Raw genomic sequence first — 14,368 nt, forward strand, 5'->3', positions numbered from 1 at the left:
GGCTCCGGTGCGTGGGGACTGGCCGGGCGGGCAGGGTGGTGCTGGCAGGGCTCAGAACCTGTGCCACAGTTCCAGCTTGAGGCCAAGCCGGGCATCGCCGAAGGACCGCCATTCCAGCCCGGCGACCAGGTCGCGGTTCTCCGACAACTGCCAGCGGAGGGCCGGCAACAGCTTCTGGATCATCTCGCTATCATCCGGCTGGTAGAGTTCCAGCTGGATCATCGGTGCGGGGCCCTGCGCGCGATGGAACCCGAGCGTGCCGTCAAGCTTCCAGGCGCGTTGGGCGCCGCCCTGCCGCCATTCCCGCGACAGATCCACCGAGACCCAGCCGCCACCGGCGGACCAGTCCAGCCCGCGCCCGGCGGACAGGGTGACCCGTTGCATGCCGGCCCACTCCGCGCCCGTGCGCGCCACTCCCGCGCCCAGTTCCAGCGCCAGTTGCCAACCCTCGTCGCGCTGGCGCAGGGGCAGGCGGGCAAAGACCAGCGCATGGGCGGCGGGAAATCCGGCGTCCTCGCTGCGGTTGATGTCGATCCCGAAGGTCAGGTTCGGCGTCACCCCATAGGCCGCATATGCCCCGATCTCGCCTCCCGTCGGGCGGGCCCGCAGGCTGCTGGACAGGAACCCGCCGCCGTCGGGTTCCAGCCAGGCCCCGGCCTGCGCGACCGGCGCGCAGATCAACAGCCGCAAACACAGGGCAATCGCGATGGCGTGACGCACAGGCGGATCCTCCCAGAGCGGCTAACTCCACCCAGGGTAGAGCGAAATTCTGTCGACTTTCAAGTCAGGTGCCATAGTCTGAAAGAGAGGATGCCAGGGAGGATCTCATGCCGACGATAGCAAAATCCAACGACGTGCAGACGGTTATCACCACCTTCGAAGTGACGCCGGGCACGTGCCAGGACCTGATTGACGCATTGGAAGATGCCTATGCGTCCTTTATTTCCCACCAGCCCGGCTTTGTCGCGGCGGGGTTGCATGTGAATGATGCCCAGACACGGGTGGCGAATTATTCCCAGTGGCGCCACCGGGAGGATTTCATGGAGATGCTGCGCAGCGAAGAGATGCGCAAGCGCAACCGGGTGCTGAACACGCTATGCCGCAGCTTCGAGCCGGTGATGTATGATGTGGTGGCGACGTTCCGTCAGCCTGAGTAGCCGCGTCGGGCACCGGGCGCAGGGTTCGGGGCATCACGCCAGCTGCTGCCACCAGGTGATCCACGACCGGGCCGCGGCGCGCAGCAGCACCTTGGTGGAATCGAGCGCCTGGGCGATCTTCTGGAAATGCGGTTTCTGCCCCGCAGAGGGCGCGCGCAGCAGCACGGTTTTGGCCTCTTCCACCACATCCAGCGTGGTCTGGCGCAGGCGGGCGGAGGCGTCGGGGCGGATGGCGACATAGCTGACAAACCCGGCCCGCTTGCGCGGCAAATCGGCCGCCAGGTTGGCATCAACCGCGCGCCCGACGCGGGTCTCGCAGAGTTTCATCGCCGTATAGGCCGCCTCGTAATCCCGGTTGCCGCGCAGGGTCGATGCGGCACGGCGAAAGGTCTTGCGGTAGCAATCGTAGTAGTAGAGATCGCCCAGCTTGTAGCATGTGTAGAGATCCCGGTCGATTTGCCGGATCAGCCCGTCGGTGGTGCGGGTGGACAGGCCGCGCGGGGCATCGCGGCTGGCCCCGTCGTGATCCTGTGCCCGTGCCGCCTCGACCGGCAGCAGCAGGGCAGAGGTCAGGGGCGCAGCCAGGGCAAGAAGGGCGCAGGTCAGCAAGGCACGCATGAGGGGTCTCCTTGTGCTAACCGCGATGCGATAGGGGCGCGACCGGCCAGAGCCCAAGCGCCAGTCGATAGAGTTGCACCGGCCCGCGCAACAGGGCGGAGCGCAGCAGTACCTTGTTGGAATCGATCACCGCGGCGATTTTCTGGAAATGCGGTTTCTGATGCGGCGCGGGGGAGCGCAGCAGAACGGTGCTGGCGTCCTCCATGGCGCGGATGGTTTCGCGTTTGACCGCCGCAATGGCCGCGGGTTTGACGGCGCTGTAGCGCACCAGCCCCTTGCGGATGCGCTTGGCGGTGGGATCGGCATTGGCGTTTACCGCGGCTTCGACCCGTTTTTCCACGCTGCGCAGCGCCTCGTAGGCGGGTTGGTAGTCGATCCCGCCCTTGATCTTGCGGGCGGCAAATCCATAGGTCTTGCGGATGCAGTCAAAGCGGTAAGCCTCGAACAGTTGCAGGCACTCGCCGACGCCGCTCTCCAGCAGCCTGACCACCTCGCGGGTGGTGCGGTTGTTGACCGTATTGCTCGAATCGCGGCCGCCACCACCGCCGCCGTCGCCCCGGTTTCCGGCATGGGCGCCCGGCCCCGGGACAAAGGTGGCAAGGGTCAGAAGAAGAATGAGAAATCGCATGATCGACCTGCTCCGTCGTTGCTCGGTACAGGCAGCGTAGCACGGGTGATCCCGGTTTCCCTAGCGGCAGGTTCCGCCCCCCGGGCAAAAGCCGTGCGTGCCTAGCCGAGCGGCGCGAAGGCGGGCAGGGTTGCAAGCCTGCGCAAGGGCCCCGGCAGCCGCATCAGGGCGGAGCGCAGCAGCACCTTGTTGGACTGGATCACGGCGGCAACGCGCTGGAAATGCTTTTTCTGTTCGTTGTCCGGTGTGCGCAACAGGATCGTGGTGGCCTCTTCCATGGCTGCCAATGTGGCCTGTTTGATCGCGGGCACGGCGTCGGGTTTGACCGCACGGTGCTGCACAAAGATGTTCTCGCGCAGGTTGCGCTGGCTGGGGTCGAGGTTGGCCTCCACCGCGGCACCGATGCGCTGTTCCACCAGCGCGAGCGCCTGGGCAATCGGGGCGTATTCGCGGCTGCCGCGCAGGGCGTGGGCTCCGGTGCGGTAACTGCGACGGTAGCAGTCGTAGCGATAGACCTTGGGCGCGCCCTGGCAGCGGCGAAAATCAGTCCTGAGCTGGGTCGCGATCGCCTCGGTGCTGTCGTCGTTCAGGCGCAGTCCCCAGCCGGGGCGGCCACTGAACCCATCGCTGCCGCGTGCGCTCGTCGACAGCGCGGGCAGCAGCAGGAAGAACAGGGTGACGGCAGTCAGAAGGCGGAGCATGGGCGGTCCTTTGCGAACGGGCAGCGGAGGGCGGTGGCGCGCGTGGATGCAGCCGGGACTATTCGGGGTGCAGGATGCGGCATTGCGCGGCGGCTTCGGCGGCGCGGGTGCTGGCCCCTGGCAGCGCGTCCTTCAGACCGCGCAGCTTCTTGCGTTCTTCGGCAACATCGATGGCGACCGGTGTTTCGATGGTCCGGTAATAGGTCTCGGGGCAGGGGTAGTAGCCCACCACCTTGCCATCCCGTACCCGCCGACAGGTGTAGAACACGGTTTCCGGCACCGTCTGGCGGTGGATCGCATAGCCGCGGGAAATATTGTTCTCGGTCTCCTTGATCTCGTTCAGGAGCCGGGTCTGTTCGGCCGCGCCCTGGCGGATACAGCGTTCCTGCGGCGTGGCGCAGGCCGCAATCAGGGCAAGGGCGGGCAGGGCGAGAAAGAAGCGGGACATGGCGGGGCGTCCTTTGAATGGGGCGATCTGACAATCCGGATGCACATATAACACCGCAAAGCTGCCTGTTATTCGATAGCAGCGCAAGCACGCCTCGGCATCCGGTATCGCGGGCGTCTCACCGTGACGTGATGGGGGGCGGTGGTGTGGCCGCTGGCGTCAGGCAACACCCCACCAGCGCAGGGTTTGCGCGCAATGGGTCGAAATGGCCTGCACGGCGGCCTCGGCATCGCCCTGTTCCAGGGCATCGATGATGGCCAGATGCTCCTCCATCGCCGAGACGATGCGCACCTGAAGGAAGGGCCGGGCATTCTGGATAATGGCAATGCGCATCCGGTTGGCGCCATAGACCCGGGCCAGCTGTTCGTTTTCGAGCCCGTCTGACAGGTAGTCGTGCAACGACAGGTCGACCGCGATGGCCCGGGGCGGCTGGGCGTCGCTGTCGGAGGCACCGGCGGCGGCCAGCATGTCCTGATGCTGCTGACGCAGGTCATCAAGCCCGCTCAATGCGCCTTTGGCAATGCGGCGGCGGGCGCCTTCCTGATCCAGAACCATGCGGAAATCGAGACAGGCGCGGATGGTTTCCGGGCGCGCCTCCATCACCTGCACGCCGCGCTTGGGCACCGTGGTCAGCAGCCCCTGGGCACTGGCGTATTTCACCGCCTCGCGCACCGCGGCAAGCGGATAGCCGATCAGGTCGACCAGCTGCGGCATGGACACGAACTGCCCGTCGCGCAGGATCCCCTGGCGCAGCGCATCACAGAGCGCGGCCTGGGCCAGATCGGTCTGAAGTTGAGCGCCCTGTGCCTGGTTCATATCTCTCCCCCCGACCTGCATTAACAATGCAGGCCTTAAAGTCTTATCTGAATTTTCTTATAGCGTCCCATCTAGAATACTCTCTAACATGTTACGTGCAAGCTTTATAACGCGGCAATGTAAAAACTTTTCAAAAGAGCGCCGCGCGGGCCGTCACAGGGAGATTGACATGGCATCCACGGAACACACGCATCTGGCGGACAGCGGCACGCTGGACCCCACCGGCAACACCCTGAGCCCGGTGACGCCGGAGGAAAAAACTTGGGGGTGGTTCGCCATCTTCAACATCTGGGCCAATGACGTGCAGTCGCTGTTCGGCTACTCGCTGGTGGCGTCTCTGTTCATCTCCTATGGCGTCGGCGGCTGGACCGCCTTTGCGGCGCTGGTGGTGTCGGGCCTGTTCGTGATGTGGATGGTGAACCTCTCCGGCGCTGCGGGCGAGAAATACGGCATCCCCTATCCGGTGCTGGCCCGCGCCAGCCTCGGCACCGAGGGCGCCAAGCTGCCGGCGGTGCTGCGCGCCACGGTGGCGGTGTTCTGGTACGGGGTGCAGGTCTATTTCGCCTCCACCGCGCTGGCGCTGCTGATCCGGTCACTCACCGGGCTGAGCGGCGGGGCGGAGATCTTTGGCCTCACCGGCATCGACTGGCTGTCCTTCGTGCTGGTCTGGGGCTTTCACATCGTGATCTTCTGGCGCGGCATGAACTGGGTTGAGACCTTCCTCAATATCGCCGGACCCTTTGTCTATGTGGTGATGATCGGTCTCGTGGTGGTGTTGTGGCAACGCTCCGACGGGGAGCTGCTGTCGGCCACCGCCACCATCTTTGCCAACCCCGAGGGCACCTTCTGGACCGAGTTCAACGGCTTCATCGCCATCATCGGCACCATGGTGGCCTATTTCTCGGCGGTGATGATCAACTTCTCCGACTTCTCGCGCTATGCCAAGGACAAGCCGACGATGGTGAAGGGGAACCTGGCCGGTCTGCCGTTCAACATGATCCTGTTCTCGGCGCTGGCGCTTCTGACCACCGGTGGTGCGGCCGTGGTCTTTGGCGCGGAGATCATCAACCCGACCGAGATCGTCGAGCGCACGGACAGCGTGCTGCTGGGCATCATTGCCGCGATCACCTTCTTTGCGGCGACGGTGGGCATCAACCTGGTGGCCAATTTCATCCCGGCGGTGAATGGCATCGCCAACCTGTCGCCCGAGACCATCAGCTTTCGCAAGGCGGGGCTCATCACCTCGGTGTTTGCGCTGGTGATCGGCGGTTTCTGGACCAGCTTCATCAGCCAGTTCGGCATCAGCGGCTTTGTCAACACGCTGGGAGCGACGCTGGCGCCGATCTTCGGCATCATGATCGTGGACTACTACCTGCACCGCAAGGAGCAGCTGAACCTCGCCGATCTCTATGACACGCAAGGCGGCGCCTACCACTACAACAACGGCTGGAACGGCGCGGCGGTCAAGGCCTTTGCCCTGGCGGGGATCTTCTCGGTGGCCACCGTCTGGGTGCCGTGGTTCGGCTTCCTTTCCGGCTACAACTGGGTGATCGGCGCGCTGTTGGGCGGTGTCCTCTATCACGCACTGGCAAAGGGCAACGGCGCGCGCTGAGCACGGTCCCTGCCTCTGACATCATCAAAACGCCCGGCCGAGTGTCGGGCGTTTTTGCATTGGAACGGCCCTGGGCAGGCCGGGGGTTGCAATCGGTTTGCCGCTGCGGTTTGAGCAGTCCCGGACCCGCAGTCAACACGAGGCGCAGCCGATGACCAAACTTGCCCACAGCATGATCCGCGTTCTGAACGAGGAGGCCTCCGTGGCTTTCTACAAGGCCGCCTTTGCGATGGAGATCGCGGACCGGCTCGATTTCGACGACTTCACGCTGATTTACATGACCGCCCCCGAAGGTGCCTTCGAGCTGGAGCTGACCGTCAACAAATCCCGCACGGAGCCTTACGATCTGGGCGATGGCTATGGCCATATCGCGTTTGTGGTTGCGGATCTGGAAGCGGCCCGCGCCCGGGTCGAGGCCGCCGGTGGGGCGCCGCGCGACATCGTCGATTTCCGCCCCGGCGGCGAACGGGTGGCGCGGTTCTTCTTTGTCGCCGACCCGGATGGCTATCAGATCGAAGTGATCGAGCAGGGTGGCCGCTTCCGCTAGACGCTGGTGACGCGCCCGGAGCGGAGCTCGAACGGCGTCTGACCAAAGCGCAGGCGGAACTTCTTGGAGAAATGGCTGGGCGAGGCAAATCCGGTGGCCATGGCCACCTCGGTGATCGGCATCTCGCTCTGCAACAGCAGATTGCGCGCCCGGTCCAGCCGCAGATCGTCGTAGAACCGCTTGGGCGGCAGACCCACGTAGCGCAGGAACAGCCGTTCCACCTGCCGTTGCGAGATGCCGACCAGTTCGGAAAAACTCTGCATCGGCAGCGGGTATTCGACATTGTCGTCCATCGCCCGGATGATCCGGCGCAGGCGCGGATGGGTCACATGGGCGAAATGGGGCGAGATGTCGGAAGTCAGCGCCTGTAGCCGGTGCTGCTGGGTATAGCTCAGCTCATCCGCCACCTGATCGGCCAGCTCGCCCCCGAGCAGGCTGCGGATGAAACACAGCGCCAGGTCGATCGCCGCGGTGCCGGCCGCGCAGGAAAAACTGTCGTGCTCAAAGACAAAGGCAGACCGCGCCAGCACCACCTGCGGGTAGCCTTCGGCAAAGCTGCTCTGATGGCGCCAATGGGTGGTGGCGGTCTTGCCGGTCAACAGGCCGGCCATGGCCAGCACCTCGGCGCCGCGCTCCAGCCCGCCGCAGCGCACCCCGTGGCGCATGGCGCTGCGCAGGCCGCGGGTGACCGCATCCAGGGTGGCACGCGGGATGTCGGGCGTGCCGCAGAGCAACAGCAGATCGCCGCGCCGCAAATCCCGGAGGCTGCCGGAAACAGGCAGGGCGAGGCCGCAGGACGAGGTCACCGGCGCCCCGTCCAGCGTGACGCAGAGGCTTGTCAGGGGCTGCGCGCGGCAGAGCCGGTTGGCCAGCGCCAGCGTGTCCAGAAAACCACTGACCGACAGCAGCGAATGCCCCGGCAGCAGCATCAGAACAAAGCGCTGCACAGGCGCGCTCACCGGGCCTGTCGGGGCGGGCGCCGCGGGGGTGGCGGTCTCTTCCTCAGACATGTGCTGCGGTCTGTCCTGCAACATCGGTCACTCTCCGGTCAGCGGGTTCCGGTCTGGGGCTTGTGGAGGTTCAGGGCTCCCCCGCGCCGATTTCTTCGCGGCGGCGGATCACATAGGCATCAAGCGCCTCGGCCACGCCCGGGTCGAGCGCCGGTTCCTCGTATTCGCGCAGCGCCTGCTGCCACAGCGCGGTGGCGCGGGTCAGCGCATCCTTGGCACCGGCGGCCTCCCAATTCTCGTAGTTGGTCCAGTCCGACAACAACGGGCGATAGAACGCGGTCTCGTAACGCTCCATCGTATGCGCGGCGCCAAAGAAATGGCCGCCGGTGGGCACCGATTTGATCGCCTCCAGCCCCAGCTCATCCTCGCTGAAGCTGATCGGCTTCATGAATTCCTTCATGTTCTGGATGATCTCCACATCGAGGATGAATTTCTCCATCGACGCGGTCAGCCCCCCTTCGAGCCAGCCCGCCGCGTGGTAGATCAGGTTGGCCCCGCCCATGGTGGCCCCCCAGGTCGACATCATCGTTTCATAGGCGGCCTGGAGATCGACGCAGTTGGAGGCATTGGCGTTCGAGGTGCGGTAGGGCACCCGGTAGCGCCGCGCCAGCTGACCGGCGATGATATTGGCCTTGGTGTTTTCCGGCGTGCCAAAGGCCGGCGCGCCGGAGCGCATGTCCACATTCGACGTAAACGCCCCATAAAGCACCGGCGTGCCCGGGTTCACCAGTTGCGTCAGCACCACGCCGAACAGCGCCTCGGCATTCTGTTGCGCCATGGCGGCGGGCAGGGTCACCGGCGTCATCGCCCCCATCAGCGTAAAGGGCGTGATGCTGACCGGCTGGCCATGTTCGGCCATCGCCATCAGCCCGTCGGTCATCGCCTCGTCCAGCAGCCGCGGCGAGTTCACCGAGATCACCGTCACCACGCCGGGCACTTCGCGCATCTCCTCGACCGAGATGCCGCGGCTGATCGCCATCATGTTGATGCCGTCCAGCGCTCGTCCGCGCCCAATGGCGGTGCAGTGAAATGTCAAATCCGAGAGGGTGAGATTGGCCAGATAGGTGTCCAGGTGGCGGGTGTTGGCGGGCAGTTCCATCGGGGCCACCACCTGATTGCCGATGATGTTCACCGCGTTGAAGTGATGCGCCAGACGGATGAAATTGCAGTAATCCTCGTGGTTGCCCGCGCGTCTGCCGTTGATCATGTCGTGGGTGTTGGGCGGGCCTGCGACAAGGCCGAAGTTCATCGCGCGGCCACCCATGGTGATGCGCTTTTCGGGATTGCGCGCCACCATGTCAAAGCTTTGCGGCACGGTTTCCAGCGCCTGTGCGACGATGCTTTCGTCGATGCGGATGATCATCTCGTCCCGGTCCACGATGGCGCCCGCACGTTCGAACAGATCCATCACCGTCTCGCTCATCACCCGGATGCCGGCCTCCGACAGCACCCGCATGGAGGTGCGGTGGATCTGTTCCAGCTGCTCTTCGGTGACCACTTCCAGCGGCTGGTAGGGCAGGTGGGTCTGGCTCCAGGGGAGCTGTTCGATCTTGTTCTCCGCGCGGGCGGCCATACCGCCGCGTCCGCCCCGTCGTCCTGATCTGGCCATCTGGTCCAAGGTCCTTCATCTGCTGTTTTGTGCAAGCCTAACGCGCGGCGCGGCGCTTGACACATGGACAATCCGGCCCCTAAGACCACATGAAACCGGGGTCATGGGCCGCTGATGAGGTGGCTTGCATGCGGGAAAGGACGATGATGCAGGATCTGCCGCCGCTGAACTATCTGCGCTCCTTCGAGGCCGCGGCCCGGATGCTCAGCTTTACCGAGGCGGCGCGGGAGCTGCACCTGACCCAGGCCGCCGTCAGCGGCCACATCCGCGCGCTGGAGCAGCATATCGGCGGGCCGCTGTTCGTGCGCCATCCGCGCTCCCTGACGCTGACCTCGCTGGGCAATGCCTATCTGTCGGGGGTGCAGCAGGCCTTGCAACAGGTGCAACAGGCGACCCATGCGATCCTGCGGCGGCGCGGGGCGGAGCGGGTGGTGATTTCCTGCCCGGTCAGCCTGGTGGATCACTGGCTGGCGGATCTGGTGGCCCGGTTCGGCGTGCAGCATCCCGGCGCGGCGGTGACCATCCATGGTCGCGTCTGGGTGGACGAACCGCCGGAGATTGCCGACATCATCCTCACCAACGTGCATGAGGAAACCCTGGACCGCGCCAGCCTGCCGCTGTGGCGCGACCAGCTGGTGGCGGTCTGCGCGCCCTCCTATCAGGCGCAGGCCGGGGGGCTGAGCGGTCCGCAGGATCTGCCACGCGCCCGGCTGATCCACAGTCTCGGCCGGACGGATGTCTGGCCGCAGGTGTTCCGCTCCTTCGGGCTGCCCGTCGCTGCCGCCGACCCGGGCGCGGAGGGGGCTTGTCAGGCCAACACCTTCGGGTCGGTGATCGCCCTGGCGGAGGCCGGACAGGGCGTCGCGGTGGTGCCCGGGGTGTTTGCCCGCGCCGGGCTGGCAGCGGGGCGGCTGATGGCGCCGCTGGGGCAGGTGGGCCCGTGCCCCTGGGTCTGCACCCTGTCCGACAGCAGCCTGCTGACCTCGGATGCGGCGCGGGCATTGCACCGGTTCATCCAGGCGGAGGCCACCTCAGCGCCACCGGTTCTGAACATATAGGCCGCCGCCCCTTGCCAAGCCGGTCGGGCGCATGGTCTGTCTGCCTGCAAAGAGACAACAGACGAGATCCCGCATGACACTGGACCAGAGCCCCACCCATTCCACCCATGACGCCGAGGCCGATGACCGCAACGATCACATCAAGATCTATGTGAACGGCGAGATCCTGCCCAAGGCGGAGGCCAAGGTCTCGGTCTATGATTCCGGCTTCATGCTGGGCGATGGCATGTGGGAGGGGATGCGGCTCTATGATGGCGAGTGGGCGTTTTTCGACGCGCATATGGACCGGCTGTTCAATTCGCTGAAATCCGTGTCGCTGGAGATCGGCATGGGGCCGGAGGACATCCGCGACATCCTTGACCGGACCGCAGCGGCCAACGGGATGACCGGCGATGCCCATTGCCGGTTGATGATCACCCGCGGCCCCAAGGCCAAACCGTTCCAGCATCCGGCCCTGTCGAAATGGGGACCAACCGTGGTCGCCATCGTGGAGCATTCGAAGCCGGCCGAGAGCCTCTCGACCCATGGCATCCGCCTTGCAACTGTGCCGCAGGTGCGCGGGCTGCCGATGAGCCAGGATGCCAAATACAACAGCCACTCCAAGCTGAACTGCGTGATCGCCTGCCTGCAAGCGGAACAGGCGGGCGCGGACGAGGGGCTGATGCTGGACCCGCATGGGTTTGTGAACACCACCAATGCCTGCAATTTCTTTATCGTGCGCCGCGGCGAGGTTTGGACCTCGACCGGGGATTACTGCATGAACGGGGTCACCCGGCAGAATGTGATCGACCTGTGCCGTGCCAACGACATCCCGGTGTTTGAGAAGAATTTCTCGCTCTATGAAGCCTATGGCGCCGATGAGGCCTTTCTGACCGGCACCTTCGGCGCGCAGACGCCGGTGGCCTCGATCGACGGCAAGGAGATCGGCACTGGTGCGCGCCCGGTGACCGCACGTATCCGGGCGCTGTACAAGGATCTGGTGGCCCGGACGGTGGCAGAGCAGAAAGAGGCGCGCCGCTGACGGCGGCTGGCCTTAGCTCCGGGGTGCGTGCGTGCCCGCCTGCGCCGCCGCGCCCTCGTCGGCGGGCGGTGCGGTATGGGTGGTGATGCCCCATTCACGGAGCGCGGTGGCGAGCTCCGGATCGGGGTCCTGATCGGTGACAAAATCGCTCACCCGGTCGAGGGGGCAGGTCACGAAGGGCGCGCGCGTATCGCATTTGGAGTGATCGGCGACCACAATGACCCGATCCGCCCGGGCGGCGACGGCATGGGTGAGGTCCGCCTCCTGCGGATTGCTGGTGACAAAGCCGTGCCGCGGCGAGATACCGTCCGCCCCCACGATCACCGCGTCATAGGAAAACTGCTGCGCCTGCGTTTCCGCCATGCGGCCAAAGCTGCCACGTTCGCCGGACAGGACCTGACCGCCGGTCAGATAGACCCGGTTGCCGTTGTGGCCGACAAGGGCGGCCATTGCGGGCAGCGAATTGGTCACCACGGTGAGATCCCTGTGCTGGCGCAGGTGTTCGGCCACATAGGTGGTGGTGGACCCGACATTGACAAAGACCGTCATGCGGTCGCTGAGGAGCGCGGCGGCGGTGCGGGCAATGGCGGATTTTGCGGCGGTATTGGTGGCCAGCGGGGTGGAAAACACCGGCGCGCCATGCGCGGGCCGCAGGACGGTGCCGCCGTGCACCCGGTCGACCTTGCCCGCCCGGGCGAGGCTGCGCACCAGTCGGCGGACGGTCTCTTCGGAGACCCCCAGCGCATGGGCGATCTGCGCGTTGCGGGCGGAGCCGCCGAACCGGGCCAGGACCTCCAGAACCTCATGACCGCGGTGCGGGATCTTTTGGGAGTCCACCATGGGGCAGCGCCTTTGAACACGTGGCAGTGCGCCGATGAAACCATATTCAGATGACGGCCATGTGTCGGCGGAAATCCCGGCGCTTCATCGAGGTGGCTGGGGCGCCTGCACGATCCCCCGAGGGGCGCTGTCCTCGGCCCCCGCCGAACGGTCCGGCCTCCGCACCGGGCGCGCGGGTCTGTGTGCCGGTCTGTGTGTCGGTCTGTGTGTCGGTCTCTGTGCCCGGCTATTGGCACAGCCGGAAAGGGCGCTCCGGCCCGGCTCGGGTGCCTGTGTGCGAGACACCAAGAGGGCCGGGCGCCCGCGGTTGGTCGCGCGCGCCCGGCCCGTATTCGCCCAAGCTGGGGGCGGCCCGGGGTCAGGACGCCCGGCGCAGCGCAGTGGCGTCGTCGGCGTCCAGCTGGAACTTGCGCGCGTTCTGGGCCAGTGAACCGGCCTCGTCCCGCAGGCGTTGGGTCGCGGCCGAGGTTTCTTCGAACATCGCCGCGTTCTGCTGGGTCACCTGATCCAGCTGATCGGCGGCCGAGGTGATTTCCGACAGCCCGGTGGACTGTTCGCGGGCGGCCTCGGCAAGGGCCGAAACGGTTTCGTTGATGGCGGTGATGTGCTCGTTGATTTCATCGAGCGCGGTGCCCGAATCCCGGGCCAGCGTCACACCGGTTTCCACCTCGCGGCTGGCATTTGCGATCAGCTCCGCGATTTCGCGCGCCGCATCCGAGGATTTGCCCGCCAGGGCGCGCACTTCGCCGGCAACCACCGCAAAGCCACGGCCCGCTTCGCCTGCGCGCGCCGCCTCGACCCCGGCGTTCAGGGCCAGAAGGCTGGTCTGGAAGGCAATGTCGTCGATCAGCGATGTGATGGAGGAGATCTTCTGCGAGCTTTCCTCGATACCGCGCATGGCATCGATGGTCTGGCGCACCACCTGCGCGCCCCGGGCCGTGCGTTCGCTGGCCTGTTGCACCCGTTCGGAGGCCGAGCGGCTCTCTTCGGCGGAGTTCTTGACCGAGGCGGAGAGTTCGGTCAGCGCGGCAGAGGTTTCCTCCAGCGAGGCGGCCTGGGTTTCCGTGCGCATGCCGAGTTCGCGGGAAGAGGAGTCCAGCGATTCGCTTTCCTGTTCGATATGCATCACCCCGGCAAAGATCTGGCGCATCAGGTCGGAAATCCGGGTCACGGTGGTGTTGAAATCCTCGGCCACCTGACGGAATTCCTCCGGCATGTCGTCATCGACGCGCACTGTCAGGTCACCTTCGGCAAAGCGCGCCAGTCGCTGACCGAGAATGGCCACCACGCGCTGGCGGTCCTCATCCTTGATCTGGGCCTCGCGTTCCAGCGCCGCCTGCATCTGCAAACCGTCGCGGAAATTGGCCACCGCCTGCGCCATCTGGCCGATCTCGCTGCGGTCCTTGAGACCGGGCACATCGCTGTCGAGGTCCCCGTCCGACATCGTGGTCATGCGATCTTTCAGCGCGTTCAGCGGCGGCAGCGTGTGGCGCAGGATCAGCAGCGACACGCCGATCATCACCGCCAGCACGGCCGCGAGACCGCCCAAGGCCTCCATGCGCATCTGCGCAATGTCGGCCTCGATGTCGTTCACATAGGCGCCGGTTCCGAGATACCAGTCCCAGGGTTCGTAGTACTGGGCGTAGGTCAGCTTGGGTTCGACCTGTTCGGTGGCGGGGTTTTCAAAGAAGATGGTGGATTCGGACCGTCCGTTCTCATCCAGCGCACCAAGAATGGTGTCAAAGATCCGGTTGCCGTGCACATCCGTCAGGTCACGCTGGCTCTCGCCGCCGACCCATTGCGGGCGGAAGGGGTGCACCTTGTACATGATGTCACTGTCAAAGGCGTAGATATAGCCGTTTTCCCCGAACCGAAGGTCATTGAGAATTTCGGCAACGGCAGCCTGCGCCTCCTGGAGGGTGAGCTCCCCGGCCTTGACGCGGGCGTCATAGGCCTCGATGTGGCTGCGACCGATGTCGGTGACATGACGCAATTCGCCCATGCGCAGGGAGTAGGCCTCCTTTGAGGCGCGATCGAGAATGAAGAAGGTCAGGCTGGCTGCTGTGATGAGCGCGAGAGCCACGAGGGCATAGATCCGGGTGGACAATCCGTAGAAAGCGGCGGGCATGATGGGAAAGCCTTGCAAGTTGTCGTTTACACCCTGTTTGCGGCAAAATGACTAATGCGGGCTTTACAGACCCGCAGACTTTGCCCGGCGGCGCAGCGATGCGGCCAGAGATGCGGGATCAATTTGGCTAAAATGATACGCGCCCGGTCAGAGGGCGCGCGCGGTGCGCATGGGG

The 14,368-nt window shown here is 65.4% G+C and carries 15 protein-coding genes; 5 read left to right on the top strand and 10 right to left on the bottom strand.

Annotated elements, in window-relative coordinates; genetic code table 11:
• Nucleotides 1-51 precede the first annotated feature (51 nt).
• A complete protein-coding gene (locus tag MHM97_RS13295) occupies nt 52-720 on the bottom strand; it encodes a hypothetical protein (protein ID WP_239322837.1) in 669 nt (222 codons plus the stop codon).
• Nucleotides 721-827: 107 nt separating this feature from the next.
• Here MHM97_RS13295 and MHM97_RS13300 point away from each other — a divergent pair, with 107 nt between their 5' ends.
• Entirely contained in the window at nt 828-1,157 is a 330-nt protein-coding gene (locus MHM97_RS13300) for an antibiotic biosynthesis monooxygenase family protein (RefSeq protein WP_239322838.1), read from the top strand.
• 33 nt (nt 1,158-1,190) lie between these two features.
• Here MHM97_RS13300 and MHM97_RS13305 read toward each other — a convergent pair whose 3' ends face one another.
• From MHM97_RS13305 to MHM97_RS13325, 5 genes are all read right to left on the bottom strand, one after another.
• Nucleotides 1,191-1,775 (bottom strand): hypothetical protein, encoded by a 585-nt coding sequence (locus MHM97_RS13305; protein WP_239322839.1) that lies wholly within the window; start codon nt 1,773-1,775, stop codon nt 1,191-1,193.
• A 16-nt stretch (nt 1,776-1,791) separates the two neighbouring features.
• Nucleotides 1,792-2,403, bottom strand: coding sequence for a hypothetical protein (locus MHM97_RS13310; RefSeq protein WP_239322840.1), 612 nt, complete (start codon nt 2,401-2,403; stop codon nt 1,792-1,794).
• Nucleotides 2,404-2,504: 101 nt separating this feature from the next.
• The gene (locus tag MHM97_RS13315; RefSeq protein ID WP_239322841.1) at nt 2,505-3,104 is read right to left on the bottom strand and encodes a hypothetical protein; all 600 of its coding nucleotides are present in this window, start codon (nt 3,102-3,104) and stop codon (nt 2,505-2,507) included.
• A 58-nt stretch (nt 3,105-3,162) separates the two neighbouring features.
• Nucleotides 3,163-3,552 carry a hypothetical protein gene (locus tag MHM97_RS13320; protein ID WP_239322842.1) on the bottom strand — a complete coding sequence of 130 codons (390 nt, stop codon included), beginning with the start codon at nt 3,550-3,552 and terminating at the stop codon, nt 3,163-3,165.
• Nucleotides 3,553-3,711: 159 nt separating this feature from the next.
• The gene (locus MHM97_RS13325) at nt 3,712-4,368 is read right to left on the bottom strand and encodes a GntR family transcriptional regulator (protein WP_239322843.1); all 657 of its coding nucleotides are present in this window, start codon (nt 4,366-4,368) and stop codon (nt 3,712-3,714) included.
• A gap of 169 nt (nt 4,369-4,537) precedes the next feature.
• On the opposite strand from MHM97_RS13325, the gene MHM97_RS13330 reads away from it, so the two are divergent.
• Together MHM97_RS13330 and MHM97_RS13335 are read left to right on the top strand one after the other, a co-directional pair.
• Nucleotides 4,538-5,980, top strand: a complete 1,443-nt coding sequence (locus tag MHM97_RS13330) for an NCS1 family nucleobase:cation symporter-1 (RefSeq protein WP_239322844.1) — start codon at nt 4,538-4,540, stop codon at nt 5,978-5,980.
• A gap of 151 nt (nt 5,981-6,131) precedes the next feature.
• Nucleotides 6,132-6,527: a VOC family protein gene (locus MHM97_RS13335; RefSeq protein ID WP_239322845.1), complete on the top strand. Its 396-nt coding sequence runs from the start codon at nt 6,132-6,134 to the stop codon at nt 6,525-6,527.
• On the opposite strand, the gene MHM97_RS13340 is transcribed toward MHM97_RS13335, so the two are convergent.
• Both MHM97_RS13340 and MHM97_RS13345 read right to left on the bottom strand, forming a co-directional pair.
• Complete coding sequence (locus tag MHM97_RS13340) at nt 6,524-7,537, bottom strand: GlxA family transcriptional regulator (protein ID WP_239322846.1); 1,014 nt, start codon at nt 7,535-7,537, stop codon at nt 6,524-6,526. The two genes, MHM97_RS13335 and MHM97_RS13340, sit on opposite strands and share 4 nt — an antisense overlap.
• Nucleotides 7,538-7,607: 70 nt before the next feature.
• The gene (locus tag MHM97_RS13345; protein ID WP_239322847.1) at nt 7,608-9,146 is read right to left on the bottom strand and encodes a trimethylamine methyltransferase family protein; all 1,539 of its coding nucleotides are present in this window, start codon (nt 9,144-9,146) and stop codon (nt 7,608-7,610) included.
• A 128-nt stretch (nt 9,147-9,274) separates the two neighbouring features.
• Here MHM97_RS13345 and MHM97_RS13350 point away from each other — a divergent pair, with 128 nt between their 5' ends.
• Both MHM97_RS13350 and MHM97_RS13355 read left to right on the top strand, forming a co-directional pair.
• Nucleotides 9,275-10,204, top strand: coding sequence for a LysR family transcriptional regulator (locus MHM97_RS13350; RefSeq protein ID WP_239322848.1), 930 nt, complete (start codon nt 9,275-9,277; stop codon nt 10,202-10,204).
• A 73-nt stretch (nt 10,205-10,277) separates the two neighbouring features.
• A complete protein-coding gene (locus tag MHM97_RS13355) occupies nt 10,278-11,225 on the top strand; it encodes an aminotransferase class IV (RefSeq protein ID WP_239322849.1) in 948 nt (315 codons plus the stop codon).
• A gap of 12 nt (nt 11,226-11,237) precedes the next feature.
• Here the strand turns inward: MHM97_RS13355 and MHM97_RS13360 are convergent, their stop codons facing one another.
• A complete protein-coding gene (locus tag MHM97_RS13360) occupies nt 11,238-12,065 on the bottom strand; it encodes a DeoR/GlpR family DNA-binding transcription regulator (protein ID WP_239322850.1) in 828 nt (275 codons plus the stop codon).
• Nucleotides 12,066-12,423: 358 nt separating this feature from the next.
• Nucleotides 12,424-14,193: a methyl-accepting chemotaxis protein gene (locus MHM97_RS13365; RefSeq protein WP_239322851.1), complete on the bottom strand. Its 1,770-nt coding sequence runs from the start codon at nt 14,191-14,193 to the stop codon at nt 12,424-12,426.
• Nucleotides 14,194-14,368 lie beyond the last annotated feature (175 nt).

The sequence above is a fragment of the Epibacterium sp. Ofav1-8 genome (assembly GCF_022348185.1).
GTDB lineage: Bacteria > Pseudomonadota > Alphaproteobacteria > Rhodobacterales > Rhodobacteraceae > Epibacterium.

What these genes read in the sequence shown, in the direction of transcription:
- MHM97_RS13335 (WP_239322845.1), top strand. Translation starts at nt 6,132, where the DNA reads ATGACCAAACTTGCCCACAGCATGATCCGCGTTCTGAACGAGGAGGCC.
- MHM97_RS13325 (WP_239322843.1), bottom strand. Translation starts at nt 4,368, where the DNA reads ATGAACCAGGCACAGGGCGCTCAACTTCAGACCGATCTGGCCCAGGCC.
- MHM97_RS13330 (WP_239322844.1), top strand. Translation starts at nt 4,538, where the DNA reads ATGGCATCCACGGAACACACGCATCTGGCGGACAGCGGCACGCTGGAC.
- MHM97_RS13355 (WP_239322849.1), top strand. Translation starts at nt 10,278, where the DNA reads ATGACACTGGACCAGAGCCCCACCCATTCCACCCATGACGCCGAGGCC.
- MHM97_RS13310 (WP_239322840.1), bottom strand. Translation starts at nt 2,403, where the DNA reads ATGCGATTTCTCATTCTTCTTCTGACCCTTGCCACCTTTGTCCCGGGG.
- MHM97_RS13320 (WP_239322842.1), bottom strand. Translation starts at nt 3,552, where the DNA reads ATGTCCCGCTTCTTTCTCGCCCTGCCCGCCCTTGCCCTGATTGCGGCC.
- MHM97_RS13300 (WP_239322838.1), top strand. Translation starts at nt 828, where the DNA reads ATGCCGACGATAGCAAAATCCAACGACGTGCAGACGGTTATCACCACC.
- MHM97_RS13350 (WP_239322848.1), top strand. Translation starts at nt 9,275, where the DNA reads ATGCGGGAAAGGACGATGATGCAGGATCTGCCGCCGCTGAACTATCTG.
- MHM97_RS13340 (WP_239322846.1), bottom strand. Translation starts at nt 7,537, where the DNA reads ATGTCTGAGGAAGAGACCGCCACCCCCGCGGCGCCCGCCCCGACAGGC.
- MHM97_RS13345 (WP_239322847.1), bottom strand. Translation starts at nt 9,146, where the DNA reads ATGGCCAGATCAGGACGACGGGGCGGACGCGGCGGTATGGCCGCCCGC.
- MHM97_RS13305 (WP_239322839.1), bottom strand. Translation starts at nt 1,775, where the DNA reads ATGCGTGCCTTGCTGACCTGCGCCCTTCTTGCCCTGGCTGCGCCCCTG.
- MHM97_RS13360 (WP_239322850.1), bottom strand. Translation starts at nt 12,065, where the DNA reads ATGGTGGACTCCCAAAAGATCCCGCACCGCGGTCATGAGGTTCTGGAG.
- MHM97_RS13365 (WP_239322851.1), bottom strand. Translation starts at nt 14,193, where the DNA reads ATGCCCGCCGCTTTCTACGGATTGTCCACCCGGATCTATGCCCTCGTG.
- MHM97_RS13315 (WP_239322841.1), bottom strand. Translation starts at nt 3,104, where the DNA reads ATGCTCCGCCTTCTGACTGCCGTCACCCTGTTCTTCCTGCTGCTGCCC.